22 protein-coding genes and 1 other annotated feature are annotated in these 26,899 nt (G+C 51.4%); of the genes, 5 read left to right on the forward strand and 17 right to left on the reverse strand.

The genetic code is table 11. The features are described from left to right. Window positions 1–56: 56 nt before the first annotated feature. Window positions 57–629, reverse strand: a complete 573-nt coding sequence (locus NST44_RS22960; protein ID WP_210095299.1) for a TetR/AcrR family transcriptional regulator — start codon at window positions 627–629, stop codon at window positions 57–59. A gap of 277 nt (window positions 630–906) precedes the next feature. Between NST44_RS22960 and NST44_RS22965 the strand changes: the two genes are divergently transcribed. Further along, window positions 907–1,854 (forward strand): ketopantoate reductase family protein, encoded by a 948-nt coding sequence (locus tag NST44_RS22965; RefSeq protein ID WP_210095298.1) that lies wholly within the window; start codon window positions 907–909, stop codon window positions 1,852–1,854. 170 nt (window positions 1,855–2,024) lie between these two features. Here the strand turns inward: NST44_RS22965 and NST44_RS22970 are convergent, their stop codons facing one another. The 4 genes from NST44_RS22970 to NST44_RS22985 form a co-directional block, all read right to left on the reverse strand. Beyond that, window positions 2,025–3,623, reverse strand: a complete 1,599-nt coding sequence (locus NST44_RS22970) for an amidohydrolase (RefSeq protein ID WP_210095297.1) — start codon at window positions 3,621–3,623, stop codon at window positions 2,025–2,027. 109 nt (window positions 3,624–3,732) lie between these two features. Beyond that, the gene (gene map, locus NST44_RS22975) at window positions 3,733–4,479 is read right to left on the reverse strand and encodes a type I methionyl aminopeptidase (RefSeq protein WP_007128370.1); all 747 of its coding nucleotides are present in this window, start codon (window positions 4,477–4,479) and stop codon (window positions 3,733–3,735) included. Between the two features lie 13 nt (window positions 4,480–4,492). Continuing rightward, window positions 4,493–5,026: a hypothetical protein gene (locus NST44_RS22980; protein ID WP_210095296.1), complete on the reverse strand. Its 534-nt coding sequence runs from the start codon at window positions 5,024–5,026 to the stop codon at window positions 4,493–4,495. 225 nt (window positions 5,027–5,251) lie between these two features. Beyond that, on the reverse strand, window positions 5,252–6,334 hold the full coding sequence (locus tag NST44_RS22985; RefSeq protein WP_007128372.1) for a glycoside hydrolase family 172 protein: 1,083 nt from the start codon (window positions 6,332–6,334) through the stop codon (window positions 5,252–5,254). A 203-nt stretch (window positions 6,335–6,537) separates the two neighbouring features. On the opposite strand from NST44_RS22985, the gene NST44_RS22990 reads away from it, so the two are divergent. Further along, window positions 6,538–7,407 (forward strand): helix-turn-helix transcriptional regulator, encoded by an 870-nt coding sequence (locus NST44_RS22990; protein WP_007128373.1) that lies wholly within the window; start codon window positions 6,538–6,540, stop codon window positions 7,405–7,407. A 133-nt stretch (window positions 7,408–7,540) separates the two neighbouring features. On the opposite strand, the gene NST44_RS22995 is transcribed toward NST44_RS22990, so the two are convergent. The 6 genes from NST44_RS22995 to metE all read right to left on the reverse strand — a co-directional run bounded on the left by NST44_RS22995 (window position 7,541) and on the right by metE (window position 14,462). Then, on the reverse strand, window positions 7,541–8,974 hold the full coding sequence (locus NST44_RS22995; protein WP_028404541.1) for an MFS transporter: 1,434 nt from the start codon (window positions 8,972–8,974) through the stop codon (window positions 7,541–7,543). A 194-nt stretch (window positions 8,975–9,168) separates the two neighbouring features. Further along, a complete protein-coding gene (locus tag NST44_RS23000) occupies window positions 9,169–9,330 on the reverse strand; it encodes a hypothetical protein (protein WP_007130282.1) in 162 nt (53 codons plus the stop codon). Between the two features lie 213 nt (window positions 9,331–9,543). Further along, window positions 9,544–9,879, reverse strand: a complete 336-nt coding sequence (locus NST44_RS23005) for a thioredoxin family protein (RefSeq protein ID WP_213613877.1) — start codon at window positions 9,877–9,879, stop codon at window positions 9,544–9,546. Between the two features lie 26 nt (window positions 9,880–9,905). Continuing rightward, window positions 9,906–10,244 (reverse strand): bacillithiol system redox-active protein YtxJ, encoded by a 339-nt coding sequence (ytxJ, locus tag NST44_RS23010; RefSeq protein WP_007130284.1) that lies wholly within the window; start codon window positions 10,242–10,244, stop codon window positions 9,906–9,908. A gap of 262 nt (window positions 10,245–10,506) precedes the next feature. Then, window positions 10,507–11,592, reverse strand: coding sequence for an aspartate-semialdehyde dehydrogenase (asd, locus tag NST44_RS23015; RefSeq protein WP_340900684.1), 1,086 nt, complete (start codon window positions 11,590–11,592; stop codon window positions 10,507–10,509). A gap of 193 nt (window positions 11,593–11,785) precedes the next feature. Further along, window positions 11,786–12,097 (reverse strand) — a binding site (T-box leader). Between the two features lie 76 nt (window positions 12,098–12,173). Next, window positions 12,174–14,462 carry a 5-methyltetrahydropteroyltriglutamate--homocysteine S-methyltransferase gene (gene metE / locus NST44_RS23020; RefSeq protein WP_251535171.1) on the reverse strand — a complete coding sequence of 763 codons (2,289 nt, stop codon included), beginning with the start codon at window positions 14,460–14,462 and terminating at the stop codon, window positions 12,174–12,176. A 468-nt stretch (window positions 14,463–14,930) separates the two neighbouring features. On the opposite strand from metE, the gene NST44_RS23025 reads away from it, so the two are divergent. Beyond that, window positions 14,931–15,797, forward strand: coding sequence for a serine/threonine protein kinase (locus NST44_RS23025; RefSeq protein ID WP_213613875.1), 867 nt, complete (start codon window positions 14,931–14,933; stop codon window positions 15,795–15,797). 116 nt (window positions 15,798–15,913) lie between these two features. Then, entirely contained in the window at window positions 15,914–16,189 is a 276-nt protein-coding gene (locus NST44_RS23030) for a hypothetical protein (RefSeq protein WP_007130288.1), read from the forward strand. Window positions 16,190–16,340: 151 nt separating this feature from the next. On the opposite strand, the gene NST44_RS23035 is transcribed toward NST44_RS23030, so the two are convergent. The 4 genes from NST44_RS23035 to NST44_RS23050 all read right to left on the reverse strand — a co-directional run bounded on the left by NST44_RS23035 (window position 16,341) and on the right by NST44_RS23050 (window position 21,778). Continuing rightward, complete coding sequence (locus NST44_RS23035; protein ID WP_251535174.1) at window positions 16,341–17,519, reverse strand: MFS transporter; 1,179 nt, start codon at window positions 17,517–17,519, stop codon at window positions 16,341–16,343. Next, on the reverse strand, window positions 17,516–18,343 hold the full coding sequence (locus NST44_RS23040; RefSeq protein ID WP_251535176.1) for a MerR family transcriptional regulator: 828 nt from the start codon (window positions 18,341–18,343) through the stop codon (window positions 17,516–17,518). Before NST44_RS23040 ends, NST44_RS23035 begins: the two co-directional genes overlap by 4 nt. A gap of 222 nt (window positions 18,344–18,565) precedes the next feature. Next, window positions 18,566–20,959, reverse strand: coding sequence for a polyprenyl synthetase family protein (locus NST44_RS23045; RefSeq protein ID WP_213613867.1), 2,394 nt, complete (start codon window positions 20,957–20,959; stop codon window positions 18,566–18,568). A gap of 405 nt (window positions 20,960–21,364) precedes the next feature. Next, window positions 21,365–21,778 carry a YugN-like family protein gene (locus NST44_RS23050; protein ID WP_007130292.1) on the reverse strand — a complete coding sequence of 138 codons (414 nt, stop codon included), beginning with the start codon at window positions 21,776–21,778 and terminating at the stop codon, window positions 21,365–21,367. Window positions 21,779–21,958: 180 nt separating this feature from the next. Here NST44_RS23050 and glsA point away from each other — a divergent pair, with 180 nt between their 5' ends. Then, window positions 21,959–22,900 (forward strand): glutaminase A, encoded by a 942-nt coding sequence (gene glsA / locus NST44_RS23055; protein WP_213613865.1) that lies wholly within the window; start codon window positions 21,959–21,961, stop codon window positions 22,898–22,900. 146 nt (window positions 22,901–23,046) lie between these two features. Here glsA and NST44_RS23060 read toward each other — a convergent pair whose 3' ends face one another. Both NST44_RS23060 and NST44_RS23065 read right to left on the reverse strand, forming a co-directional pair. Further along, window positions 23,047–23,724 (reverse strand): serine/threonine protein kinase, encoded by a 678-nt coding sequence (locus tag NST44_RS23060; protein WP_251535178.1) that lies wholly within the window; start codon window positions 23,722–23,724, stop codon window positions 23,047–23,049. Window positions 23,725–24,096: 372 nt separating this feature from the next. After that, window positions 24,097–26,823: an FIMAH domain-containing protein gene (locus NST44_RS23065; RefSeq protein ID WP_251535180.1), complete on the reverse strand. Its 2,727-nt coding sequence runs from the start codon at window positions 26,821–26,823 to the stop codon at window positions 24,097–24,099. Between the last annotated feature and the right edge of the window lie 76 nt (window positions 26,824–26,899).

Here is a 26,899-nt window from a genome sequence, read left to right on the forward strand (position 1 = left end):
TGGTAAATAACAAAAAGCACCCTCCGAAATCGGAAAGGCACTTTCCATCTAACCATTTAGCGGCGTCCAACAAAACCATACAAGAGAAGCTGATTAAGCTCAGCCATCTTCTTTTTATAATTCCCCGATCTTGCCCATAAAGCTTGGAGTGACCCTACGGCATTTAATAATTCCAAGAGGGTCTCCACGGAAACCGAAGCGTGAATCGCCCCTTCCTTCTTCCCCAGCTCAATATATTCCTGAATAAGCTCGATTCTAATTTGATTGGTGTTTTCGCTATATAAGCTTGCCAGCACCTGATCTTCAACGGCACCCGGTGTGCCAAGCAACTGGTAGTCTTGTTCGGCACAGATCTCCAGTACTTGGGATAGCTTGTCCTTAAAGTCGATATTTTGCTGCAAAAGCTCCTTGGCTCTTCGGATGGTGTTTTGCATCAGAACGTTTGCACATTCTTTGACCACCCCTTCTTTACTGCCGAAGTAGTTATACAGGGATACCGATGAAACGCCGGATTCTTCGGCAATGTCTTTAATGCTGACATGGATGAAGCCTTTTTCTTTAAAAAGCTTTAATGCCGCATGAATGATCGCATCCTTCTTTTGCTGCGTTCTGATTTCGAATTTGTTCATCCGCCTTCACCCGCTTCCAAATTTCATCACTTCAGGTATTTTAACATAAATCGAATAATTTTTAAATTTAATCGGTAATATTTAAAAACTTCTTGACATCCTGGTTGATGTCCATATAGAATCAAGCTGTTAATTTTTAAATTTCATAACGATTATTTAAAAACTTTGTTGAAACAAATAAGCGCATAAGCAAACACGGGTTGGATCAAATGATTCAACTCAATCATCCGTCCAATCCGACATGACGATGGGAGAGGACGCTAAAGGAGGATCCGCGATGCAAATATTAGTTTACGGCGCAGGCGTGCTGGGCAGTTATTTAGCCCACGAGCTGGAGCGCGGAGGACACAAGGTCACGATGCTGGCCAGAGGACGACGGGCGGATGAGTTGGAGAAGAACGGCAATGTCATCCGGCACTATTTACAATTTCGGACCACGGTACATAACGTACGGGTCATCCGCGAACTCCAGCCGGACGATGTTTATGACCTGATTTTTGTCGTGATGAAATACCCGGATTTCGAGTCGGTATTGCCTGCGCTTGCAGCAAACCACAGCCGCCATATCGTCTTGATGGGCAACAATGCAAGTCCAGGGCCAATGGAGGAGTATTTGCAAACCCATAGTCCGGTACCAAAAAAGGTTGCATTCGCTTTTCAGTCGATCGCTGGCTGGAGAGAGAATGGTCTTGTCATAAGTGTCCGCAGCCCAAGAACCAAAATCAACATCGGAGGTTTAGGCCAGGACCTGTCTTGGCGTTCGGTAATCGACCAGGCTTTGGTTAACACCAAATTTAAGTGGTCTTATCAGAAAGATATGGATGAATGGCTGAAAAGTCATTTTGTGTTCATCTTGCCCCTGAATTTCATAACTTCTTCCTATAACGGCCATCTGCGGAGAGCCGCAAAAGACAAGAAGCTCCTTCATCTCGTGATCGATGCTGTAGATGAGGGACATCAAGTGTTGGAGAAGAACGGTTATACGGTTACTCCCGCCGCTCAAAAGCAATTCGCCCGCAAACAAAGAAAGCTGTTTTACTTCCTGTTAAAGATAATGCTGTCAACCCCGATTAGCGGAATCCTGTTAAGCGATAAGGCCGTATCGGCAAACGAGACGACCGCTTTACAGCATGCCTTCAATCAATTGAAGAAACGGGCGAACATGGCCACACCCGCTTGGGACGAGCTTCAACGGTATTCCCCCGTTGATAGTCCGAATAAGTAGCTTCGTCAATTTAAGAAGCTTTTTCATAGAAAAAATCTCTGCTCGACCAGCGAGCAGAGATTTCATAAACATTCGATCAGATCCGGATCAAAGAGACAGCCGGAGCTGCCCCAGTTCGACCTGGATCATCCCTTAGTTAATAAACTAAGCGCTCTGCGAACCGGCATGTCCTAGGCCATATACCCTATTTCGCCATTCACAACCGTCATACACACCTTGATCTTTAGCAGATCATCCGGATCCATATCATTATGTATCATTCGGTCAACGACGGTGAAATCAGCATATTTCCCGACCTCGATGCTCCCTCTCTCCCCTGCTTCACCCGCCGCTGCTGCACTGCCCGTGGTGAACAGCTCCACGGCCTCGGTTACGCTAAGCTTTTCTTCCGGGATGTAGCCCTCATGCCGCTCACCCGGCTTTCGTCTTGTAACGGCGGCATGAATGCCAAGAAACGGATCCAACGGTTCAATCGGCGAATCGCTCCCGCCCGAGCAAGGCAGCCCGCTTCGCAGCCATTTCTTCCATGCATACAGATAGTTTGTCCGATTGGAGCCGACCCGTTCAAGCACCCAAGGGAAGTCGCTGGCAACGAACCTTGGCTGCAGATCGACGGCCAGACGGAGCTTCATTATCCGCTCAACTGTAGGCGGCTGAACAATCTGGGCATGTATGAAACGGTCCGGAAGCTTAGCATCCATCCGAAGCGGGTTGGCTTCCAGCACTTCTGCCATGCGTTCGGCAGCAGCGTCACCGATCGCATGGAAGGCCACCGGATAACCCAGCTTGCGCGCGCTTCGGACAATATGTGCAAGCTCTTCCGGCGAATGCATTGCGAGCCCGCAGGTATGCGGGGCATCGTCATACGGTTCCATTAACAATGCCGTTCTTCCGCCGACGGCTCCATCGACGAACAGCTTGATTGCACCGATGCGATTCCATTCGTCTCCGCTGCCAGCCTTCAATTGAAGATCCTCTATTTCTGCCAGAAACGCATGATACATGAGCTGATGGGTGCGAAAATGCAATCCCATCTCTCTTAGCTCCCGATGGATGCGAAGCATGTCGTCCGCACTGCCGAGAAGCCGCAGGTCTTCCGTGTGCGCAGCCGTGAGGCCAAGACGGAGCGCATCCCGGCAAGCTTCATGTAGTGCGTGTTTCAAAGCTGCAGCCTCGGGCTGCGGCTGAACGTCAAAAAAAGGAATCGATGCATTTTCATAGATCCATCCATTCATCTGTCCGCTCGGATCCCTGCCGAAGGCTCCGGATTCCGGATCCGGAGCCCCTTCGGGAATGCCTGCTTGGCGAAATGCTGCCGAATTGCCCAAATAAGCATGAAAACAGGTCCTCGTTAAAAAGATCGGATGTACCGTCGAGATTTCATCCAGCTCCAGCCGATGAGGCACCGTGCCTTCCCGGAAGCTGTTCTCGTTCCAATTCAGCCCCAGAATCCAATCTCCCGGCGGCGTTACCTCAGCACGTTTCCTCAGCATATCCAGCATTTCGTCTTTGCTTGTCACTTCCGTAAAGTCGAGCATGCCAAGCTTCAATCCATGCATGCCTAGATGCATATGGGCATCGACAAGGCCCGGAAGCACCCAGGCACCTTCCCAATCCACTATGCGATAGTCTTTACCTGCCAGCTGAAGCCGCAGATCGGCCGCGCTGCCAATGGCGCGAATGACGCCATCCTCCACAAATACGGCATCCGCAGCTGTGGGGGACTGCCTCGTCCATATTTTTCCATTCATAAATAGGACTGGTTTCATGGATATGTCCTCCGAATGTTTTTCCTCATTATATCAAATTCATAGACTTACCGAAGACGCAAAAAAGGCCCGGGAATCAACCCGAAGCCTTTGCTTCCAACACCTGGCATTATTGCATCGTCAATATGAGCGGTCCGTCCTTTGTGATGGCAATGGTATGTTCATATTGCGCGGATAGCTTTCCATCCGCCGTCCTTGCGGTCCAGCCGTTTGCATCCATCTTGCTTTCCCATACCCCCACATTAATCATCGGCTCGATTGTAATGACCATGCCTTCCTTTAAACGCAGCCCTTTTCCCGGAGATCCAAAATGAGGGATTTGAGGTTCTTCATGGATCCGCGGCCCAATGCCGTGACCGGTGAACTCGCGGACAACCCCGTATCCCCGAGCTTCGGCATACGTCTGAATCGCATGGCCGATATCACCGATCCGGTTTCCGATCTGAGCTTGCTCAATTCCTTTGTAGAGGCATTCGAGGGTTACGTCCATCAGTCCCTTCGCCTCTTCGGAAACGTCGCCGACCGCATAAGTCCAGGCCGAATCCGCCAAGCTGCCGTTCAAATTGACGACGAAATCGATCGTAACGATATCCCCGTTTGCAAGCGGCTCCTTCCGGGGATACCCGTGGCAGATTTCATCGTTTACCGACGCGCATGTTGCATACTGGTAACCGTTATATCCGATCTGTTCCGGAACAGCCCCGTGCTTCTTTAAATAGGTTTCAACAAAACGGTCGATGGCCGAGGTTGAGATGCCGGGCTTAATTAACTTCGCGACTTCGCGATGGCATGCGGCGAGCAGCTTGCCCGCTTCGTGCATGGATTGGATTTCCCTATTCGATTTTAGTGTGATCATGATCGGTTTCCTCCTATATCAGCCTTCGGCTGCCCATTTTAGTGCGTTCATAATGATAACGGTTGCGGCAAGCCGAGCCGCAAAACTTAGTGACCTGGGCCCTGCGATAGGGAATGAACCAGCGATCGCATTGTACACAGGTCTGCAGCGCAAGCGTGCTCTTCTCCATAGCCTCAAGCAGGCTGATGATCGACTCCATGTATTTTCGTCTCAACTGATCCGGTCCATCCAAGAACTCCGAGTGCAGCAGCAGCTGCTGTCCTTCTTCACCGGTATCACTGGTATGCTCGTCTGTTTCACCAGCAAACAGTGAAGCCGCCCTTGGAACTAAGCTCACCTTCAGCCGTATGGCCTGATATTGCTCGAAGAGCTTATTCAAGCGATGGAGCGTATCCATGCCGAGCCGCTTTCCGTCCCGAACCGATTCGGCCAATTCCAGCAGCATATCCCGGAGTCTCTCCTCCAAGCTTCCGCTCTCCACGCTATGCTGATTCAGCTCATTGATCACCTGCAGAAAATAATGCTCTCGGGATAGTATCGGACACATACCAGACGCCTCCTCCTTCATCGATGCTCCCCGTTCAATGGATAAATGGATTCAATCCATTTATACCATTAATATAGCTGAATTTCAACAATTTTAACCCGATTCACTAAAAAGAGCACAGACAAAAGGCGCGGCTATGTAAGCCGCACCCCATCCCGTCTATTACACGCTATGTGTTTGTTCAAAGCATTTCTCGGTTACGGTGACATGATCATGCTGCCCTTGTCAGATCACTTCCAGGTGATCTTTATCCGGCAGAGCACGGAATGTCGCATGCGGCTCGGCCTGGTACCAATACGCAACGGACGCAATATCGTCCTGCAGCGGCAAATACCTTCCACCCGAGCGCCATCCGAGAGCCTGAACCGTCACCCGCAAATCCTCCTCAAACCGGATCGGATCCATGATATGCCAGCGGTACATGCCGAAGCGCTGCTGACTGCGATACAAGCCATCCGGTTTAATGATCTGCGGCAGTCCCAAGAACGGCGTCGAGAAGGTACCGTATTCGCCGGTCGGATGCTCGAAATTCCAGGCCCCGCCGAAATAATCCTCCGTTCCGGTTCCACAGATGGTCGGAAATTCGCCATCGCCGTCCATGTAAAACTTAACCTCACCTTCGCCCCACCAGCCGGTATTGTTCACCTGCCACGCCAAATAAGTGCCGACATAGTGTCCTCTTCCTTGAATTCCGTCGATAATCGTATGAACGTCCTTATATTTCACGGGATTGCTTCGGTTCCATGCAGCATGGAAATAGGCGGTGTCCTCGGGCACCTCAGTCAACGTGTAATTAATCTGATAATACAGGATGACATCCTCTGTCGCCCGATTCTCCACGGTCAATCGCGCGTTACGGCGGAACGGCATCAGCCAGTAACTGTTCATTCCTCCTGCCGGATTTACGGAGATCGGCATGGAATTCACATTGCTGCGCTCACACCAGCCATTACAGAAGAAATCGCCAATAGGCACCTCAACGGATGGAGCCTCTTCATGATCCCAGTAAAAGCGTAAAATTAAATTCCGCCAATGGCCTGGAAACGTGGTCATCCACATATGCTGGATCGCTCCCGGACCGGTGATGTCGGCCAACACAAAGGTGGTTCCTGCCGGAATGGATACGGATGGCGATACCTTCCAGCCTTGGCCCAGATCGCGGGCACATGCTGCCCCGGTTCCTTCCGTCGCCATCGCTCCTTTCCCTTTTTCTCCAGTGAAGTTTTCCGGGCTGATTGAACGTGTGACCGCTTTAGATAAGCGCGGCAAACTTCCCAGACCCATATCCAGGCCGTTGAATGCTGACATGCTTGTTCACCCTCCATTTGTAAGCGTTCTATTGCTAATGATTTCGACAATGCAAACTTATGATATAGTTGACTTTGTACCGAGTTTAAAATATTCCGCGATTGCATGACAGATCCGATCAAGTCAATTTTTTAACCAAAATTGCTCATTATTTCGCCTGCCCGTTTGGGATCCTATGCATATTGGCCACAGGAGGTTTCATTATGGATATGAACATGCTTTCACCCTACATACGCGTAGCTTGGGATAGTATCGTGGAACCGCCTTTCATCATCCCGGAGCGTGTTCTCTATGATTACGAGCTGATGTACGTCAAGGAAGGCGAGGTCGAGGTTACTGTGGAGGAACAAACGTTTCACGGAATCCCTGGAGACCTTTTCCTGTTCAAGCCGAAGCAGCCGCATTCCATTCGGCTTCTTAACGGCAAACGCCTTCGCCAGCCGCATATTCACTTCGACTTGTTCTATCAGCCCGACAGCCCTGAAGTCAAAGTATCCTTCAAACCTCTGAAGGCGATGACCCAGGAAGAACGGAGAAGCTTTCGCGAGGATCTAACCCCGCTGCTTGATCTGCCGCTGCCCAATCACATCCGGCTTCATCAGCCGATCATTATTGAGAAGCTCCTGTTTGATATCATTCACGAGCAGGAGCGAAAATTTCCGTACCACGACATTGCCGCCAAAGGTTTATTCATTCAGCTGTGGATTCAGCTGCTGCGCGAGGTGCATTGGCACCGAAACCCGCACCTGCAATCGAAGCAGGAGCTGCTTGACCGCGTCAAGCAATATCTCAGCCATCATACGGACCACGAAATTACGCTGGACGAGCTCGCCAGACTCGCCAATCTCAGCAAATTTTACTTATGCCGCCTGTTCAAACAGGCTTATGGCATGACCCCGATTCAATACCATGTGACCGTCCGACTGGAGAAAGCCAAGCAGATGATCCAATTTACCGACCTGCCGCTCTCCCATATCGCCGAAATGCTCGGTTTTCAAAGCATTTACGCCTTCAGCCGGGCATTCCGCAAGCTAGAGAACGTTCCCCCTTCCTATTACAGGAAGAAGAGCTGATCGCGCTTTAAGCATGAGCCACCGATATAAACATGAAAAAACCATCATCCTATTTGGATCAGGATGATGGTCTAAAGCTTCATTAGAAGCAATTATCCGTTTTCAGCAGCTATCCATCCGTTATTGCCGCGGGCTATTTTATGCTGTCGTTTCGCAATCCCAATCCGGCGATGAGTGCAACGATCAGGGCTGCACTCGTTACCAGAAATGCGTCGGAATAAGGTATGGCACTCAGCGTGTAGAAGGGATTGAGCGGATCGCCGGCAGTACGGCGAGAAGAGAGCACCGCCCCGATAATGCCTGCCCCCGTTCCTGCACCAAGATACAGCGCACCTTGGTATATGCCGATTCCAACGCCCACCTCCTCTTTAGACAACGAACTGACCGCAGCGCTGTTAGCCGGAGAATTGGTCAGCGCGAATGCGATCCCTGCTCCGAGAACACCCACGGATACGATCGCTGGAGGAGATCCTGCCGCATACGTTGACAAGAATAATGTGGAGACGCCCATCAAGCTGACACCGGCAAGGATCAGTCGTTTCGTCCCCACCCGATCCGATATCCGACCGATCCAAGGGGACAGGAGCGCAACTGCTGCCCCTCCCGGCAGCAGGACCAGCCCCGCTTCCCCCGGCGTAAGCCCGTTCGATTCTGCGACTAGGAGCGGCACGAACACGAGCACTGCAAAATAAGCGAACATTGAAAAGACAGAAACCAGGATGGAACAGACGTAATACCGGTTTGCAAACAATGCCGGAGGAACGAACGGGTTGTCTACGATGGTAATTCTCCGGATAAAACCGGCCAAGGCTAACAGCGAGCAGGCAAACGTGCTTAATGACGCTAAGGAACCGAACCCGGAGCTCTCTCTAAGTGTGACGCCTAGCAGAAGCATACCTGCGGAAAGCCCCAGCAGCACGCCGCCGAGCAGGTCAAACCTTCGGCCACCTGCTCCTTCCGGCAATGGCTTCAGCTTCGGCAGCGCAAACATCGAACCGACCATGATGAGCAGGGACAGACCAAGCGTAATCCAAAACAGGGATTGCCAGCCCAATGTCTGCCCGATCATGCCGCCGAAGATCGGGCCGCCGGCAGTTCCCACGCCGATGCATCCTGCCATGATGCCTAGAACCCCGCCGCGCTTGCCCGGCGGGAACACCTTCGAAACGGCGACAATGGACAACACGGGAATGGCTGACATCCCCGCTCCCTGGACCATCCTTCCCGCAACCAGTACGATAAGATCCCTTGCGAGGGCACAAATCAAACTTCCTAGCGCTAAAATACATACCGCAATCAGAAACAGTTTTTTCAGCTCCACAACATCGGACATCCGCCCGTATAGGGGAACGCCGAAAGCCAGCATAAGCGCAACGCCGCTGACCACCCAGCTGACCTCTGCTTTAGTAGTTTCAAATTGATCGATTAAGATCGGCAGCACTGGGTTCACCATGTCAACCGTTATTGCAGCCACGAGCACAGATAGCGCGAATGTTGCGATAAAGAGCCTTGCTCCGCCCTGTCTTATTGTTGAAGTCAAAGCTTTTGTATTCGTATCATGAGTCATTCTATACGCCTCCTAAAAAATAAAATTCTTTTTTAGGAGGCTGCGTCCACTGCCTTCTTCACCGGTTTCTCACTCCATTTCATGACGAGATGCATCGATGGTCTCTCTTGGCAAACATCAGCCAACGAAAAAAGAGGCACCGACTCATCGGTGCCCCTGCGTGAAGCGTTTGACTCGCTGGAAATCACGCATGATCAGCGTGATTTGTCCGTCACGAAGGCAACATGCTTCCGGGCACCGTATTCTTCAAAGCCATAAACAATGCGGCAAAATGGGCAGACGTATCCCGTTAGCGTCATATCGCCGGATTTTTTTACGGATTGATCCAGATAAGCAGATACGAATACGGATCTCACGTTTGTTGCCTCCTCTCTCCCATAGATACGGACATTATATCCGATACGCTTATGTAAAACAATTCAATCTTGATCAGGATGGAACGCCTCAAAGATTCCTGATTAAAGTAACCAGACGCCCCAGAGAGCCCGGTGGGGTGAAAAAACTGGTCTAACTCTTTGGCCTAGCCCCAAAAAAAGTCGATGAGCTTCCCGCTCATCGACTTCCATCATTCAGATCGCATACGCCTCATAAATCCTGTCGAGCTGTGTCCTTAAGGAATCAAATTTCACGAATCGCCCTTCCCTGATCAACTCCTTGCCATTCACAAACAAGAGCAATGCAGGCACGGAGAATATCAGAAATTCGGAGGCAATATCTCGGGCGACTTCCGCATCGACCAAACCTAATCGAATTTGCGGATAATCCGCTAACAGCGATCTCAGCTTCGGCAGGACGGCATGGCACACGCTGCAATCCTGCCGGGAAACATACACAAAGCTTAACGGATGATCATGGATAAATGCATCAATGGCTCTGACCGAGTTCAGCTCATGCAACTCTTTCATTGGGAGCTCCATCGGCTTTCGGTTCCTTAATCCAGAACCGCTTTGATATGCTCGGTCGTCACGGCCCAATGCGAGGCGGTCCAGTATTTCGCCTTGTCTTTGATGTAGATAATTTGCGGGGATTCATGCTTTACATTCAGATCCTCGGCAATCTGATTCGATACCGGTCTGGATTCGATCACCTTGACAAGTGTATAATCCACATCGGCGTTCGGAGTATCTTTCAAATATTGCTCATATTCTTTCAAAGCGTTCGCGCTCACGGGACATGTTGTGCTGTGTTTAAGGATAACTTGTCCGCGTTCCGCCGACTTCTCCAATATGTTCTTCCATTCATCCTGGGTCGTGATTTCTGTCCAATTCATATATGTTCTTCTCCTTCTGCTATAAAAATAAACGCATGCCGCTCTCTTCGCTGCACGATGCAATCTAACATTACGAGTAATGATAGCGGAAAATGGCCCACACATCAAGTTGCAAAACGCTTCGCTCCCGAAGCAGCACTTCGCATCCTTCCGTAAAAAGACATTCTCTCTTGGAAGCAGGCTATGGCCATAAGAACTTAGCTCAAGAGCACAAAGAACCAGGGCATACTTGCGCCGCCTGGTTCTCTGGTATCCGCCGTTTTTATTTTGCTTCAATATAGCCTTCTGCCTTCAGCAGCTCCGCGATCAGAACCGCACCGCCGGCTGCGCCGCGCAGCGTGTTATGAGACAGCCCTACGAATTTATAATCGTAGATGGTATCCTCACGCAGTCTTCCGACCGAAACGCCCATGCCGCGCTCGATATCGCGATCCAGGTTCGTCTGCGGTCTGTTCTCCTCTTCGAAATAGGTGATGAACTGCTCCGGGGCGCTTGGCAGGCGGAGCTCCTGCGGTCTGCCCTTATATTGCCGCCAGCGGTCGATGATTTCATCCTTCGACGGCTTATTCTCGAACGAAGCAAAGACGGTAGCCAAATGTCCATCAGTAACGGGTACGCGAATACATTGGGTTGTAATGATTGGGGAAGCGGCTTTCACGATCTCCCCGTTGTCAACACGTCCCCAAATCCGCAGCGGCTCCTGCTCGCTCTTCTCTTCCTCGCCGCCGATGTACGGGATGACGTTATCGAGCATTTCCGGCCAGTCGGTAAAGTTCTTGCCCGCACCGGAAATGGCCTGGTACGTTGATGCCACCACTTGCGTCGGCTTGTAATCAAGCAGGGCATGGAGCGCTGGCACATAGCTCTGAATCGAGCAGTTCGGCTTCACGGCGATGAAGCCTGTCGAGGTTCCCAGCCGTTTGCGCTGCGCCGCGATCACTTCGATATGTTCCGGGTTAATTTCCGGGATCACCATCGGCACGTCCGGCGTCCAGCGGTGAGCCGAATTGTTGGAGATGACAGGCGTTCCCGTTTTGGCGTATGCTTCTTCGAGCGCCTGGATTTCATTTTTCTTCATATCTACCGCACAGAAGACAAAATCCACCTGATCGGCAACCTGCTCCACCTGCGAAGCATCCTGGACGACGATCGGCTTCACATCCTCCGGTATCGGAGTGGCCAGCTTCCATCTTCCCTGCACGGATTCCTCATACGTTTTTCCTGCCGAGTTGCTGCTTGCTGCAATGACCGTTACTTGAAACCAAGGGTGGCCATCCAGCAGCTGGATAAAGCGCTGACCGACCATTCCTGTTCCGCCAACAATACCAACTTTAAGTTTTTGTGACATGTGTACTTCAAATCCTTTCGTAATGGCATCTTTGATTCGGGTGCACGGACCAGCTTCCGTTAGCGAAGGAGTTCATGCAGTAAGCTTTTCTCTAGATTACTATTCAAACCGTCTGAAATGGTGCACGTTTCTTCAGGGATTCCATCCATCCTGCCGGCACAAATAAAAAAATCCCACCCCCAAGACCGAAGTCTAAAGGGACGAGATTGAGTTCTCGTGGTACCACCCCAGATTTGCCGGCATGTCGCCATACCAGCCTCATCGAGTACGGCATGCTTCCTGCATGCATATACTCTAGCTCTGTAACAGGAGCGCCTGTCACACCATCCCCTTTATGAGGTTGTTCAAAAAGTCGTCAAACCGACTTTTTCAACTCACACTTTAACCTAGGTTCCGATGTGCTGCTCAGAGGCTTTATTCAATAAGGAATTCTTTACTCCTTCTCAGCTGCCGGAGCTCTCTGCACAAAGAATTCAATATTTACTCATCTCTTCATCGCATTTAATAAGATTATAATACATAAATCGGGATCTGGGGAATCCAATTTTTAAAAAATTTTATCAAGAACCTGTACGCTCCGCTCACACCTTAAGAGTATACTTGCCGCGGGCGATCCGGGTGGCCTCCACCATGTTGCGCAATGAATCGACCGTTTCCTCGATTCCTCTCGTTTTCAGGCCGCAATCCGGATTAATCCAGAACAGCTTCGGATCCAACACGCGCAGGGCGCGCTCGATCATACTGGTCATTTCCTCCACCTTCGGAACGCGCGGGCTATGGATATCATATACCCCCAGGCCGATGCCGAGCTTGTAAGTGTTCTCCTCGAAGCTGTGGATGAGTTCCCCATGGCTGCGCGACGTTTCGATCGAGATGACGTCCGCGTCCATCGCTTCAATCGAATCGATCATGTCATGGAACTCGCAATAACACATATGGGTGTGGATTTGCGTGGTTTCCTGGACCGTGCATGTCGTCATGCGGAACGCCGCTACCGCCCAGGACAAGTATTCGGCCTGCTCCTCCGCCTTCAAAGGAAGTCCTTCGCGAACAGCCGGTTCATCGACCTGAATCATCCCGATTCCGGCTCGTTCGAGCTCCTCAACCTCTTGACGGAGCGCATAAGCCAGCTGATACGCGATATGCTCGCGCGGGATATCCTCTCTGACGAAAGACCAGTTCATAATCGTAATCGGTCCGGTCAGCATGCCCTTCACCGGACGTTTCGTCTGCGATTGAGCATATTTCGTCTCCTTGACCGTCATCGGTTGTTCAAACGCAACATCCCCGAATATGATCGGCGGCTTCACGCAGCGGGAGCCGTATGACTGTACCCAGCCAAACTGTGTGAATGCGAAACCGGCAAGCTTCTCTCCGAAAAATTCGACCATATCCGTACGCTCGAATTCGCCGTGCACAAGAACGTCCAGTCCGATCTCCTCCTGCAGCTTGATCCATATGTCGATCTGCTCTCGAATGAAGGCCTCGTAACGCTCCTCGGACCATTCGCCTTTGCGCCACTGCTGCCGTGCTTTCCGCACCTCCGCTGACTGCGGGAAGCTGCCGATCGTCGTGGTAGGCAGAATCGGCAGCCGCCATTTCTTCTGCTGCGCGATGTGCCGCTGCTCAAACGGTTGCTTTCGCTGCGGCTTCTTCGAGCGAAGCTCGAGGACGGCGTGCTGCACGTCCTGCCGATTGCGGGCATCGGACAGCTTCAAGGCTTCAAGATCATGATCGCATTGAGTCAGATCATCTCGAATGGACTCGACGCCTGACGAAAACGCTCTGGTCAGAAGCTTGAGCTCGTCCAGCTTCTCGTCCGCAAATGCCAGGGCATTTTGCAGCTCCGGCGGGAGCTTGGCCTCGCGCTTTGCGGTCACCGGCACATGAAGCAAGCTGCATGAGGTCTGCACGATGAGCCTTTCGGGCGCTACCACATTCGTAAGCTCCTGCAGCAGGCCGAGCTTGTCACGAAGCGGGGCTTTCCAGATTCCACGGCCGTCAATGATCCCGGCACCGAGTATTTTATCCTTCGGGAAACCGAAGGCTCGCAAGGAAGCGATATTGCCTTTCAAGCCATGTACAAAATCAAGACCGATGCCTTGAACCGGCAAGCTCACGATATCTTGGTAATTCTCCACCGATTCAAAATAGGTTTGCAGCATAATATTCAGTCCGGGTACGGATGCCGCAATTGTCTCATAAGCAGTCTTTAATCGCTTGTTATCCGCATCCTCCAATTTTGTAACCAATATCGGCTCATCCAGCTGTACCCATTTCACCCCTTCTTGTTCGAGCTCCTGAAGAATATGTAAATATAATGGCAGCAGGCGGCCAAGCCAAGCGTCCGTCTCGCTTTCTGCGTAGCCCTTTGACAGCTTCAAGAAGGTCAGCGGCCCGACGATCACCGGCTTCCCTTCAATCCCGAGCTTCTCCTTCGCTTCGCGATAAGCGGCCAGCGGCTTATTTTCGGTGATGACAGGAACCGCCCCTTCGAGCTCCGGCACAATATAATGATAATTCGTGTTAAACCACTTGGTCATTTCACTGGCTGCGGCATCCTTCGTGCCACGGGCAACTCCATAATATACGGAGAGAGGAACCGTGCCTCCTTCATATCGGAAGCGCTTGGGAATGATGCCGAACATGGCGGCTGTATCCAGCATGTGATCGTAATAACTGAAATCATTTACCGGAATGAGGTCGATCCCCTTTTCCCGCTGCTTGAGCAAGTGCCCTAGCCGGATTTCCTCTAATCTGCTCTGAAATGACGGCTCATCCGACTTGCCCGACCAGAAAGCCTCGAGCGCTTTCTTCCATTCCCTGTCCGCGCCAATTCGCGGGTATCCCAAAATACTGCTAATTGCCATTCTCGTAACACCCCTTACACACATATTTGATTACATGTAAGATATCACGGATCCCCTGGCGGGCAGTAACCGTTTTAAGCTATATCTAGTTATAGCCAAAAGCTATAGCAAGCCTTTATGCCTTAAAATATAGCCACACCATAAAAAAACCTCCTGGCTTCTTGTATGAGTCAGGAGGGTTTGGAAACCGGTAAGAAACGAAAAATGGCCATCAAGATCCTTGCTCACAGGAACGATGCGATGCCAAAGCCGCATGATCGGTCCGAATCGGTTTCCCTCTAATACTAGCAGTAATCAATCGTTCGGCCGAGGCTCAGTTTTAGTTCGCACCGTCTTGAATATCACATGTTCGATTGGACCTGAGGCAAATGCTGCCTGTGCCTGTTATAATGATACGGTAAGCGATCCGATCGATCATCGATCATCAATCACCTCATGTCATGGATACTAAGGGAGATACGAACTGGAATGCGTCTTTTTTCATATGCAGCTTCCTTCATCGCCGCATGGCGGGATTACCCGGCAGAAGCGGATTCCATACTCGGAAACCGATATACCGTCCAAGGCTTGCTTGGCGAAGGAAGCTACGGAATAACCTACCGATGCGAAGACTTGGAGTGCAAGGAGCTCGTAGCTGTGAAGCAGGCAAGACCGAGCAAGGGCCCTTTTGCAAAAAAACTGCTTCGCCGGGAGGCAGCCCTTCTTAAGTCCTTAGCACATCCTCATATTCCGGCATACAAAGATTTGTTTACGTACAAGAATAAGGACTTTCTGGTGATGTCCTATATCGAGGGGGATACCCTGGAGGATTTAATCTTTGACCAAGGCTTCCGGTACACGGAACAAGAATGCCTGCGAATTACGCTGCAGCTTCTGGAGATTGTGACCTACATTCATGATCAAGGAATCATTCATCTCGATCTTCGGATACCGAACGTGCTGTTTAAGAACGGAGAGCTGCAGTTAATCGACTTTGGCCTCGCACGGAGAGTCGGAGAACCCCCGCCGCTGCAAAAGCCAAAACAACGATGGACCCGCAAATCCCGTTTGGATATCTCTATACCGGCCAAGAGCGCCGAAGAAAACTCGGATTTGGCGGATATCGGTCATTTTATGCTGTTCATGCTGTACTCTGCTTATGACGTTGATGACGATCCGGATCAAAGTGAGCGAAGCTGGCAGGAAGAATTGATTCTTTCCGCTGAGTTGCACCAGATGATTGAACGCTTGCTTGGGATCCGGGAACCATACCAGGGATCCTCGCATTTCATGAATGAGCTGCGTGAGCTTTATTCGTCATATGATCCAACAATAAGCGGCATGACCGATAAATGACGATGATTCATTTCAACCTCCACAACGCCGGGTAAAGTTGAATACGGGGATTAATCTATGATAATATCCGATTAGCACGATGGAATGACCTCGAACAAGACAGGAGGCCAAACAGAATGTTTAAAAAAATCGTCAATAAGCTCCTTCACTCCGCATCCAGCACGCATGGACGGAAGCGTTACGGCAGCTCGGGACAGCACTATGGCAAACGTTACAGCAGTTCAGGAAAACACCTTGGTAAGCGATACAGCAGCTCAGGAAAACACTACGGCAAACGCTATAGCAGCAGCCACGGATTTTCTCGCCGCAAAGCCTCTTCCTCAGACTTCAAGCATCAGCATGGTCACCGTGGGCACGGCTACTACAAAGGCAGAAAATACAGCTCCAGCTAACCCCTAAAGCTCTCCTTACCCTCTTAATTATTGAGGGTTTTTTCATGCTTTTAACCGCCAAGCCTCGAGGGACCACACCTTGCATCCCTTCGAATTATCATACACCCGCCCGGGCAGTCGACTTCAACCGCTGTTTTCGTCATCGATCCCTTTACATTGGCTCTGACAGCCGCTCTCGACCGGCTTTCCGGCCACCCGCAAACAACCCGATCGCCAGCAGCAATGCCAACAATACGACGAAGAATCCCGCCCAGCCTAGAACCTCTACAGATGCGCGACTCATCACCACTCCACCAATGCCCGAGCCTAATGCAAATCCAAATTGAATAAAGGACGTGTTCACGCTGAGGGCGATATCCGGGGACCGGGGCACCCGAGTGACGAGATATAACTGCTGTGCCGGTGATGTCGCCCATGTCGCCACCATCCATAGCATGATCATTGCAATGACACCCGACAACCACCCGTTGACCATCGAGAGCATAAACAGCATGGCTGCCTGTAGGGAAAGTCCCAAATAGATGGTGAACTTCGATCCTTTGGTATCCGCCATCGCGCCTCCCATTTTCGAGCCGATAAAACTGCAAATGCCTGCTGCGAACAGAATGATGGAGAGCTCTGCTGCCGAAAGCTCGGCGTTGGCCTGCAAATAAGGCGTGATATACGTAAATAAGGTAGAGTAAGCGCCGATATACAACAGGGTTATCATGAGTGCTAGGGCAATCTTTCTATCCTTCAAAATCGACAGCTGCATCCCGAGCGTGACGGTACTCCTTTCCCGCATCGAGGGAACTTTACGGTAAACGGCGAACAGCGGGACCAAGCTCAAGAGACCGATTACGATAAACAGTGCTCTCCAGCCCAGCCATTCGCTCAAGAACGTGCCGACGGGTACGCCAAGCACCAGGGAACCGCTCAATCCCATCAATATGATACCGATGGCTCTCCCTCGATGCTGCTCTCCGGCAAGCCTGGTGGCTACCGCCATCGCAACGACGGTGGCCACCCCTCCGCTAACCCCTTGGAATATGCGGGTAACCAGCATCATCTCAAATGAATGGCTTGCATAAACCATAAGGCTGCTTAAAATGAAAATGCCGAGCATGGTAAGCAGCACGCTTTTACGGTCTGCATTGATCGTAACCGCAATGACGACAGGGGCGCCAATGGCAGCCGAAAGGGCAAACACGGTGACAAGCAATCCGGCGGCAGAGGTTGCTACGCTTAGTTCGGAAGCCACCATTTGAATAATGCCGCTGATAATATACTCAACTGTCCCAATCAGAAAAACCGCCAAAGCGAGCAAATACACGACCCATTTATTGTTCATTCGGCTGCCCCCGGATCGATGATCGGAATTTGAACCTCGACCAGGCACATGCCCGGTTCATCCGATAAGGGCACATAGATTTCCCTTCCAGGCCGATCCTCCCGGATGAGATAGCCGTTATGTTCGATCCAGGCGGCAAGGTCAGCGCAAGCCGTTTCCGAGAAAGAAGAATCGGAGCGGAACAGAAGCGTAGCCATCGTCTCAGCAGGCATGAAGCGCTGTTCAAGACCGACAGGAAGCTTGTAGGTTCCCGGTTTGGCGGCAAAGCCGACCTCCAGCTCGAATTCATCATCTTGACGGCTGCTTTCCTTCCAAAGCACCGTCTGTGGCCCAGTCAGGACAGAACGTATACTTCCTTCAAGAAGACTTTCAAAATGTTGAAATAGCTGTGGAATTTCTTCGGCAGTACCAAACGACGCATACGAAATCAATTGCAGGGCATCAACCTGCTTGATGACGGCCTCCTGCTCCATCTCCATCCTTCCCTCTCGTTCCACGAGCTGCATTCGTTTTTTAATACGTGATAGCTTGGACATTTCGTTCTCCAACAGCTGCTGAATCTCACTTTCTTTCAACCTCAGCATACCGCGGATCTGTTCCGCGGATATATCTTCTTGAAGCAGCTGAACCATTTGCTGCAGCGTGAACCCAAGCTCCTTGAAAATGACAATGCGGTTGATCTCCAGAAGCTGCTCGGCGGCGTAGTACCGATACCCGGTCGATCTATCGATCCGTGCAGGCTTGAATAACCCGATCTGATCATAATAGCGCAATGTCTGGATCGGGATCCGGCTCAGCCTCGAAAATTCGCTGATTTTAAACAATATCTCACCTTCCTCCTATGAATGTCGGATTGAGTATATACCTTCGAGTCGACTATAAAGTCAAGAGGGAAAATCATGATGTAAGGCTTCGAGATCAATACCCATGAAAAAAATGAAAACCGCGAAGCTCGCGGTTCCATTTGCATCAGCGCATATTGTTGTCGCCAAACCTGATCGACATCGCCGGATGAATCACTAGCCTTGAGCACGTTGGCGGTCCTTTTAATTTTCGCGATTCACCATATAATTCAGGAGATGCGTGAGAAAGGCGATCGGACGGGGAAGTTCATCCAACGCTTCCATCGCCAGGCAATAATGCTCCCACATTTCTTGTTTGGCGCCCTCTATGCCAAGGATGGTCACAAAAGTGGACGTATTGTTCTCTACATCTTGACGCGTCGGCTTCCCGAGGACAACCTGATCGCCTTCCGCATCAAGCAGATCATCCTTGATTTGAAATGCGATGCCGGCATGGTAGGCATACCGCTTCAAGGCGGAGATCTCCGTCTCGTTGACACGGGCGAGGATCGCCGGCATGACCAGCGAAGCCTCGAATGCAATGCCGGTTTTGTAGAAGCAGATCCGGTTCAGCTCCTGAAGCGTGAGCGCCGCTCCCTTGGATTGAAGGTCCATCGCCTGCCCCATGCACATCTCCCCGGCTTTCTGCGAAGAATAGCGCATCAAGCGGAGGACGACCTTGGGATCGAAACCGCTCAGGGACGCTTGTTCTTCCGTCGCCTTCTGGATCAGGTACAGACCGGTTAACTCGGCTGTTGAGCTGTCATACACCTCATGCAGGGTTGCTCTTCCCCGGCGGGTGGACGCATTGTCCTGCGATGGCAAATCATCAAAAATCAAGGATGCGGTATGCATATACTCCAGTGATTTTAAAAGAGGGATAATCGCTGAGGCATCAAGCCCGTATTCCTTCACGCCCATCACCCATGTCAGGATGGGCCGCAGCCGCTTTCCGTCCCCATCCAGGCTGTAGTTGGCCGCTTCAATCAGCGAGGTCTTCATCGGAGGAAGATTCTCCGGCTCTGCGATGCGGAGCTGATTATTAATCTGCTCGCGGACCGACTGAACCGTATCGAAGAACTCTTCCTGCTGCTGTCTTTCATTTTTCAGTATCGTGACCATCTGGTCCCGAAGCAGTTTATCGAGAAAATCCACATCGTCCGCTTTTCGGACCATCCTCTGAATAAGGCGGTGGAGCTCCGGCTGCCCGGAGGCGAGCACGCTCATAATCTCGTTATATTGGTCTGAACCGAGCCGCGCTTTGCATCGTTTAAGACCGTTGATGGCACGATCCAGGATCACCTCGCGCGTCATGGCGTCCGAACGGTATACGTTTCGAATCAAATGCGCAATGACCGTCCAGTACAATTCGTACGGGTTGATTAAATCGGGACGCTGCTCCCTGTATTTCAAGAAATAAGTATACGGCGTTACCGCTCCATTCCTCATATCGTCGAACATATCCGCGAAGTCATCGGCCAGCTGGTTATAAATTCCGTAATAAAACGTACGCTGGTCGAAGCCCTCGTCCTCCGGAGCGCTCAATACCGAACGAACAATCAATCGGGAGGAGGAGGATTTCAAAATAATCGGCAAATAAAGCTCTTCATTGGTGTAATCGGCATTCGATAAATCCTTCACGCGGTCCAGATGCTGGGAATGAAAGAATACATAGGATTGCTCGAAGAACAGCATTCTGAATTCCGGCCGTTGATGTCCTTTAATGTATTCAAAGGCTTCGCGAAGCTCGGCGTGTATAAAGCGGATCAGGTTCATATTGGTGCCGCTCCACGTTCCAAGCGACGGTACCGTGCCCGTAAGCAGCGCGCTCCGGATCATGCGGGAATAACGCTCCTTCTCCTGATCATTCAGCACCCCGGAATCGAGAAGATCGTCAATATACGGGTAAGTCAATCCGTAAGAATAGCCGAGTCGGATGGCATGATCCAGCCTGCGTGCACGCTCTGCGGGAAATATTTCGCCGGGGGACTCTTCCACCTCTTCGATGGCATGCATCACGACGCCGACGATGATTTTGATGAGCTTGCGCTGGGCATGCTCCGGATTCATGTCTTCCGGGATATGGCCCGCAACGTTTTTCAGCTTGTTCATCACCCAGATCACGGCGCTCTCAACGCCTTCCTTCTGGGCCCAGCGGTACAGGCCAGCCAAGCTTATGAACGGCGGCTGCTGCCCCCCGCCGGTCCCGGCAGAGCGGATCAGAAACTGTTCAAGACCATTGACGACTTGTTTGATCCGGGACTGGGTCTTCGGACAATCCAGCGCTTTGCCAAGATCTCTCATATAAATATAGGACACGCTGCGATCCAGGTAGTCCTTCAATTTCCCAGTATAATTCAGCCATCTCATATATCGATGATAATCCCGTGAATCAGGTTTGCCCGTTCCCCGGCTCATAAAGGACAGCCACGGTTGACGGCGGATATGCTTCCTGCTCCACAATCGGATATCTTCTGCCAGACCGTTCACATAGGTTTGATCCGTAACCTGTGCATGCAAGGTCTCAAAATACCGGGCAGCTTTCTGCTCTGCTTGCTGATACCACAGGTCGGCATAATCTGTAAGCTCCACATTCATTGATGCATTACCTCAGCTTCTAATTGGATTAGATACGTTAAACGTCCGAACATATTCATTCCTTTATACGTGAAAGAACTCCATCGGTTACGAAATCGTCATCAGAAGATCAGCGATCGTCCAAAATCCGGGATACGCCAGCCTGCCGCGCAGCTAAAACGCTTTGAATCGTCTTTCATATCCAGTCTATGCATGTTCCGTTCCCTCTACCTCAAGCAGCAAACCTTTTCGTTTATCGTTTTTTCCGTGATCGTGATAACATCCGGGGGGTCTATTGCTGTATCTTTTAGCATACACAATAAAGGCTGCCGATGATCAGCAGCCTTTATCGTTCAGGTATGATGCTTACTTATCTCTCAAATCGGAACCAGCCAGGATCAACGTCCTGCCGCTGCGTTCTCCCGTTTATTGAAGATATCCTGCTTCTACTTCCTGCAGTGCTTGCTTGGCTTGTTCAACCCATTGGTCATCCAAAGAGGCATCCGGATCAATCGGCGACTGAAACTGATCAAACAACGCTCCGATCAATCGCGGCCTCGCATGCTTGTCCGTCCCTGTATTGTAGATATGACGGAACACAAAGGGACGTCCGAGTTTGACCGTGGCCTTGCACCCGCCGCATTCCCCGTCCAGGCTGCCCCTCGTGACATGAAACGGGATCCGCAGCCATACCATTCGTTCATGATCCAGTCGCTTGTCCAAATACCCGTGCTTATAATCCCAGTTGCCCGCTAAAGAGAACTGATGGGTGCAAAAGTATTTATCGATTTCGTCGAATCTGCCTTCGATGTTCTCCAGCCTAGATTCCAGGTTTCTCATTCGCTTAGCCCCCTTGCCCGTTATATATTAAAGGATGGACTCAGGCAGCTGCTGCTATACTTTTCAAGCGGAAGAAATCCACGAACCAAAACTATGAAATGCATAATGAAGGGATAAAGCGGCTTCCATCAACGAATGCTATGACCAATTCTTTATATATTTGCCAAAGGAGATGGGACCGTGCCATCTTATGACATCGGAACGATACGAGAACGGCTGGCGGAATGGGTGGAAGCGAGCCGTCCATTCGCCGCAAGCGGAAGAGTTGCGTCCTACATTCCCGAACTGTCCAAATCCCCGCACAATGCCCTCGGTGTCAGCCTGCTGCATGCAAGCGGCGAATCCGCGACTGCAGGAGATTGCGGAAAAAAGTTCACGATGCAGAGCATCTCTAAAGTCTTTACGCTGATACTTGCATTGATGGATAACGGTGAAGAGGAGGTGTTCCGTAAGGTCGGCATGGAGCCGACCGGCGACAACTTCAACTCCATGCTGAAGCTGGAGCTCGTTCGCCCGGGCATTCCGTTCAATCCGATGATCAACGCAGGGGCCATCACGATTTCATCGCTAATCCGGGGCAGCAGCCCGGAAGAGGTATACGGACGGATCCTCGATTTCCTGCGGGTGCTTGCTGGCAACCGGCAGCTAAGCTGCGATGAGGCAGTGTACCGCTCCGAATCCGAAACCGGCAATCTGAACAGGTCCATTGCTTATTTTCTCAAACAAAACGGGGTGCTCTCGGGAAATGTCGAGGCTGTGCTTGACGTCTACTTCCGGCATTGCTCCATCCAGGCCGATTGCGCCGACCTGGCCCGCATGGGGCTGGTCCTTGCTTGCGGAGGTCTCGATCCGCTCACGGGAAACCGGCTGATCCCAAGGCGATACGTTCAGATCGCCAAAACCTTCATGACGACATGCGGAATGTACAATGCGTCAGGCGAATTCGCCATTCAGGTCGGGCTGCCCGCCAAAAGCGGGGTCTCCGGCGGCATCTTAGCGCTTGTCCCCGGACAGTACGGCATTGGCGTATTCGGCCCCGCGCTTAACGACAAGGGAAACAGCCAAGCTGGCGTGCATTTACTGGAGGTTATATCGAGAGAGCTTGATTGGAGCATGTTTTGACAACCAAACGGGACCAGCTGTGCACCTGATTAGGGCATGTCCGTTCGATGGACACCGCCAGGGGTAAGAGCTCTCACATTTACATAAGAAAGAAACCGCGCAGCATACGCGGTTTCTTCAATTGACATGGACATCCGTTCTGCAAGCTACCGGTTGAAAAACAGCTTTTTGATCCGCTCGGCGAATTCCTGCAGATTAACGCTGGACGGATCGAGCCGATAATACCCGTTCTTCACCGCCTCCAATACCCACAGCGGCAGCTTCTTGCCTTCGATGAGCGGATACACATTGTCGTACGCCCACAGAAGATGCTCCCATCGCCTGTCGTTACCGCTCTGGATATACTCTGAAACATCCAGCACTTTGCCACGGCCGTTTTGCAGCAGCACATTTTTCAAATGAATATCTCTGGGATTGAGCCCTTTCTCCCTGACGAAGCTTCGTGCTGCCTCCACATCATCAATGACTTGCCTCGGTACCGGCACGCCGTACAGTAGACAATCATACAATGTCATCCCGCTCTCCCGGCTGATCGCCACATAACGCTCTCCCGCACCGTAAAACGTAGGGAAATAAGGGCTTCCTTGCAGAGAGCGGTACACGCGAATTTCGGCTTCCTTTTTGGGAAGCGCTTCTGCCGCGTACAACTTGTAAGCATAGTGTGGCAGCGGTTCATAGACAAATACCGCAGCATCTGTGCCGATCCCGATGCAGTGCAGGTCATTCGATTCGCCTTCAATGGTCACCGGATCGTTAGTTCCCTGCTTCATGACCTCCATGCTGGATAAAGCCTTTTCAGCCTGCTTCCATTCTTCCGTGTTCATAAGCCACCTCATTTGGCTATCAGCATAACTTGCATAGATCTTTACGCTCGAAAGGATCAGCGTTTTGCAGGCTCGCACTTGTGCTTGTCCACTTATGACTGTAAATGCCGTGCGGGACCTTTGACAAGCAACAATCGGAATAAGGGCTAGCGTTCCATTGCCGATCCTGGACAGCTTCTTGGTTATTACTTGTATCAGATCATATATTATACTCTTCAACTCACCTTCTTAGTATAAACGCTAGACGAAATTCTGGGCAAATGCCTGAAATGAGCACCCATACGATCCATTCGCACAAAAAAGAGAGCATGGAAAGGGTTAATTTCCAGCTCTCTCTTCATGGACCAAATAAAATGAATTCTTATAACTATTTCATTGCCAGGACTGGATGAACGCGCGGATTACGCTTTGGATCCCATTCCGGGCATTTGCCTGGATGTCCTCCTCCCCCGAGCGTTCCAGATGCTTCAGCGCATTTTCCAACTGATGAACGGCTTGTTCGAGGCGTCCCTCCCCATAGTGGAAATGCGCTTGCCGAATTGCATTTGTAAGCTGCTGCGCGAGCGGGTGTCGAACCTTCCCTTGGTCGATTTGGGACTCCAGCCAATCCGGCAGCTGATCCGGCGTGACTGTCTCCGTATAGGATATGGATGCATCATCATAATACGCCTTCGTCGTCCACAGCTGGGAGCAGAACAAGACCAATCTTACGTAAGCTGCATTCTCCGGAGCGACGGCGCTCATCTCAAGCTGCTGCCATTTGCCGCTGCCTGCTGTAATTTGAAGCGAGGTCCCGCCCACTTGCTTATGGTTGGCATCATAGTAGTTCATTGATGCAAGGGTGCGTCCTTCCTTAAGGTAAACCTGGAATCTCGCCGTATACGCCGTCCCGGGCTTCACGGGAACGGAATCGGATGCAACGGCCACCGTTTCCGTCGCGGAAGCATCCGTGATGTACAAGCTGCTCGGGCCGCTTACGCTCTGCTCATTGCTTAATCCGAAAGACACGTTCGGCGTTAAATTGAACAAGGAACTCCAGCCCGGAATCACGCCGTTCTCTGCAGGTTGGTCAAAGCTTCCGTTCAAGAGAGGGATCTCGATCGGAATGTGAACGGCTCCGCTGCCCTTCGTCACTTCGATTTTTTTAAGCAATGTATCATCAGAATAATAGATATGCCCGTCATCACCAAGCGTCATCAATGGCGTTGTCGACAGCGTAATCGCCGCTTCCGGCTCGTTCGGATCGATCACGGTAATCCTGCCCGCAAGCGTGGTGTACATATAACCGTCTTCGCCCCACCGGATGTGTACCGGGCGCCATCTTCCATAATTGGATACGGACGGATAAATATTCGCGCTCTTCACGATGTCCATCGTCTCCGGGTCCATGGCAAAGATCAATCCGTCCGCCGCTGCCCACAGCAATCCGTCAGGGCCGATGCTGAGTCCGCTGATCATCCCTGGTTGAACGGTTGCGCCCGGGATCGAAGGAACGAATTCCTGAAGCTTTTTACCGCTGGCGATATCCCACACAAATATTTTGGCTGCCGTCTCCGTCGGATCGATGCCAAGCCCGCCGGCCACGGTAGTCGAACCATACAGCTTCCCGTTGCGGACGGCAAGGCCGACAATCGATTGGTTGTGCACGACATCTTCATAGACGGTAAACCCTTGCTCAGGCCCGAGCGAAGGATCATACACGGTCAGCGAGCCTCCCAGTTCGCCGTAGTCAGGAATTGTGCCGATAAACAGCTTGCCATCGCCAGGCGTCATGATGAACGGCCTGTCCTGGTGGGGAATTTTATAAATCTCTTTCGGATTCACCCCATCCTGGATCGGCTGATTGACGTCCAGCTCCCAAATGCGGCCTCCCGGATAGAGACCGAAGTACATTTTGTCACCAAGTGCAGCCATGCCTTCGGCCTGACCTAAGGAAAAGGTCTCGATTTCGCCGGTGATCGGGGAATATGAAGCCCCTTTTCCTCCAGGATAGCCGCTCATGTACAGCTTGCCGTCGGGCCCTTTCTCCAGCGTTTGGATCGGAATCGGATTACCAGAGAACGGGTAGGTAACCGACTTGACCTTCTTCGTCTCCAAATTCATATAAGCAACCGCCCCCGACCACATGACGGTCGCAAGCGATTTTCCCGGGAGATCCGGATCATTCGGCATCTCGATCCAAGCGGTATTGCGAAGATAGGTGGTATATTCGATTCCGGTGTCGACCGCCTCCATCGAGATGAGATCCAGCTCCATCAATCGGTTGTTCTGTACGAAATACACCTTATTGCTGCCCGGCTCGCCATACGATAAGCGAATCCCCTTATTGTCCAGAAAATAGGTGTCGCTCCAAGCTCCGGCTTCCGTGTCATAGAACAGCAGTGCGTTATTCCCTCCGCTCAAGCCGGCTACGATATACTTGCCGGCAGCATCAAGCTGATACACTTGCGCAGTCTGCACCGCACCGCCGTATGTCGGCAGCGGAATAGGCTCTTTCTCCCCCGTTTCCACGTTCACTTTCACAAGGCTTCCCTGAATGCCGATCCCAGCATACAAGTATCCGTTATGGTAGGCCGTGGCCCGGGTATAGCTCTGGCCAGGCATCACGCTGCCGTAATCTCTCATCTCGCCGGTGGAGGGATCATAGCGGCCTACCTTGGCATTCGGATAAGAACCGAAATAGACCCTGCCCTGCTCGTCATATGTCAGCCCATAAACAACGCTCTCTCCGATCCCGCCCAGATCGCGCAGCTCTTTCGTTGCCGGCGAATACGTATACAGCTTGCCGTTACCGCCAATATAGACTGTACCGTCCGGCAGGGTTACATGAGTCCAGGAGCTCTCGGTTCCTTCCAGTCTGTATTTGCGCAGCACCTCCCTGCTGACCAGATCAACAACCTGGAAAATGGCCGGCTTGCCCGTTACCGTCGTATACATGACATCCCTGCCATCTTCTTTGCCGAAAGCTGCATCAAAAATGGCTACATTCTCAATCGGGGAACCGATGGTTACCGGTTCGCCGAATGCTTTGTCCACCCGTGCATCCGCTGGAGCGGCGAGCCACCATTGCGATACGAGAACCAGCATGAGCGCAAGCATGAAAACCAAGCTCTTTTTTGCGTAAACGACCCTTTTTTGCATAAATGAGATCCCCCGTTTCTTGTCTTTTGTGAAA

Origin of the sequence: Paenibacillus sp. FSL W8-0919, assembly GCF_038003785.1 — a bacterium.
GTDB classification, from domain to species: Bacteria; Bacillota; Bacilli; order Paenibacillales; family Paenibacillaceae; genus Paenibacillus_AQ; species Paenibacillus_AQ lactis.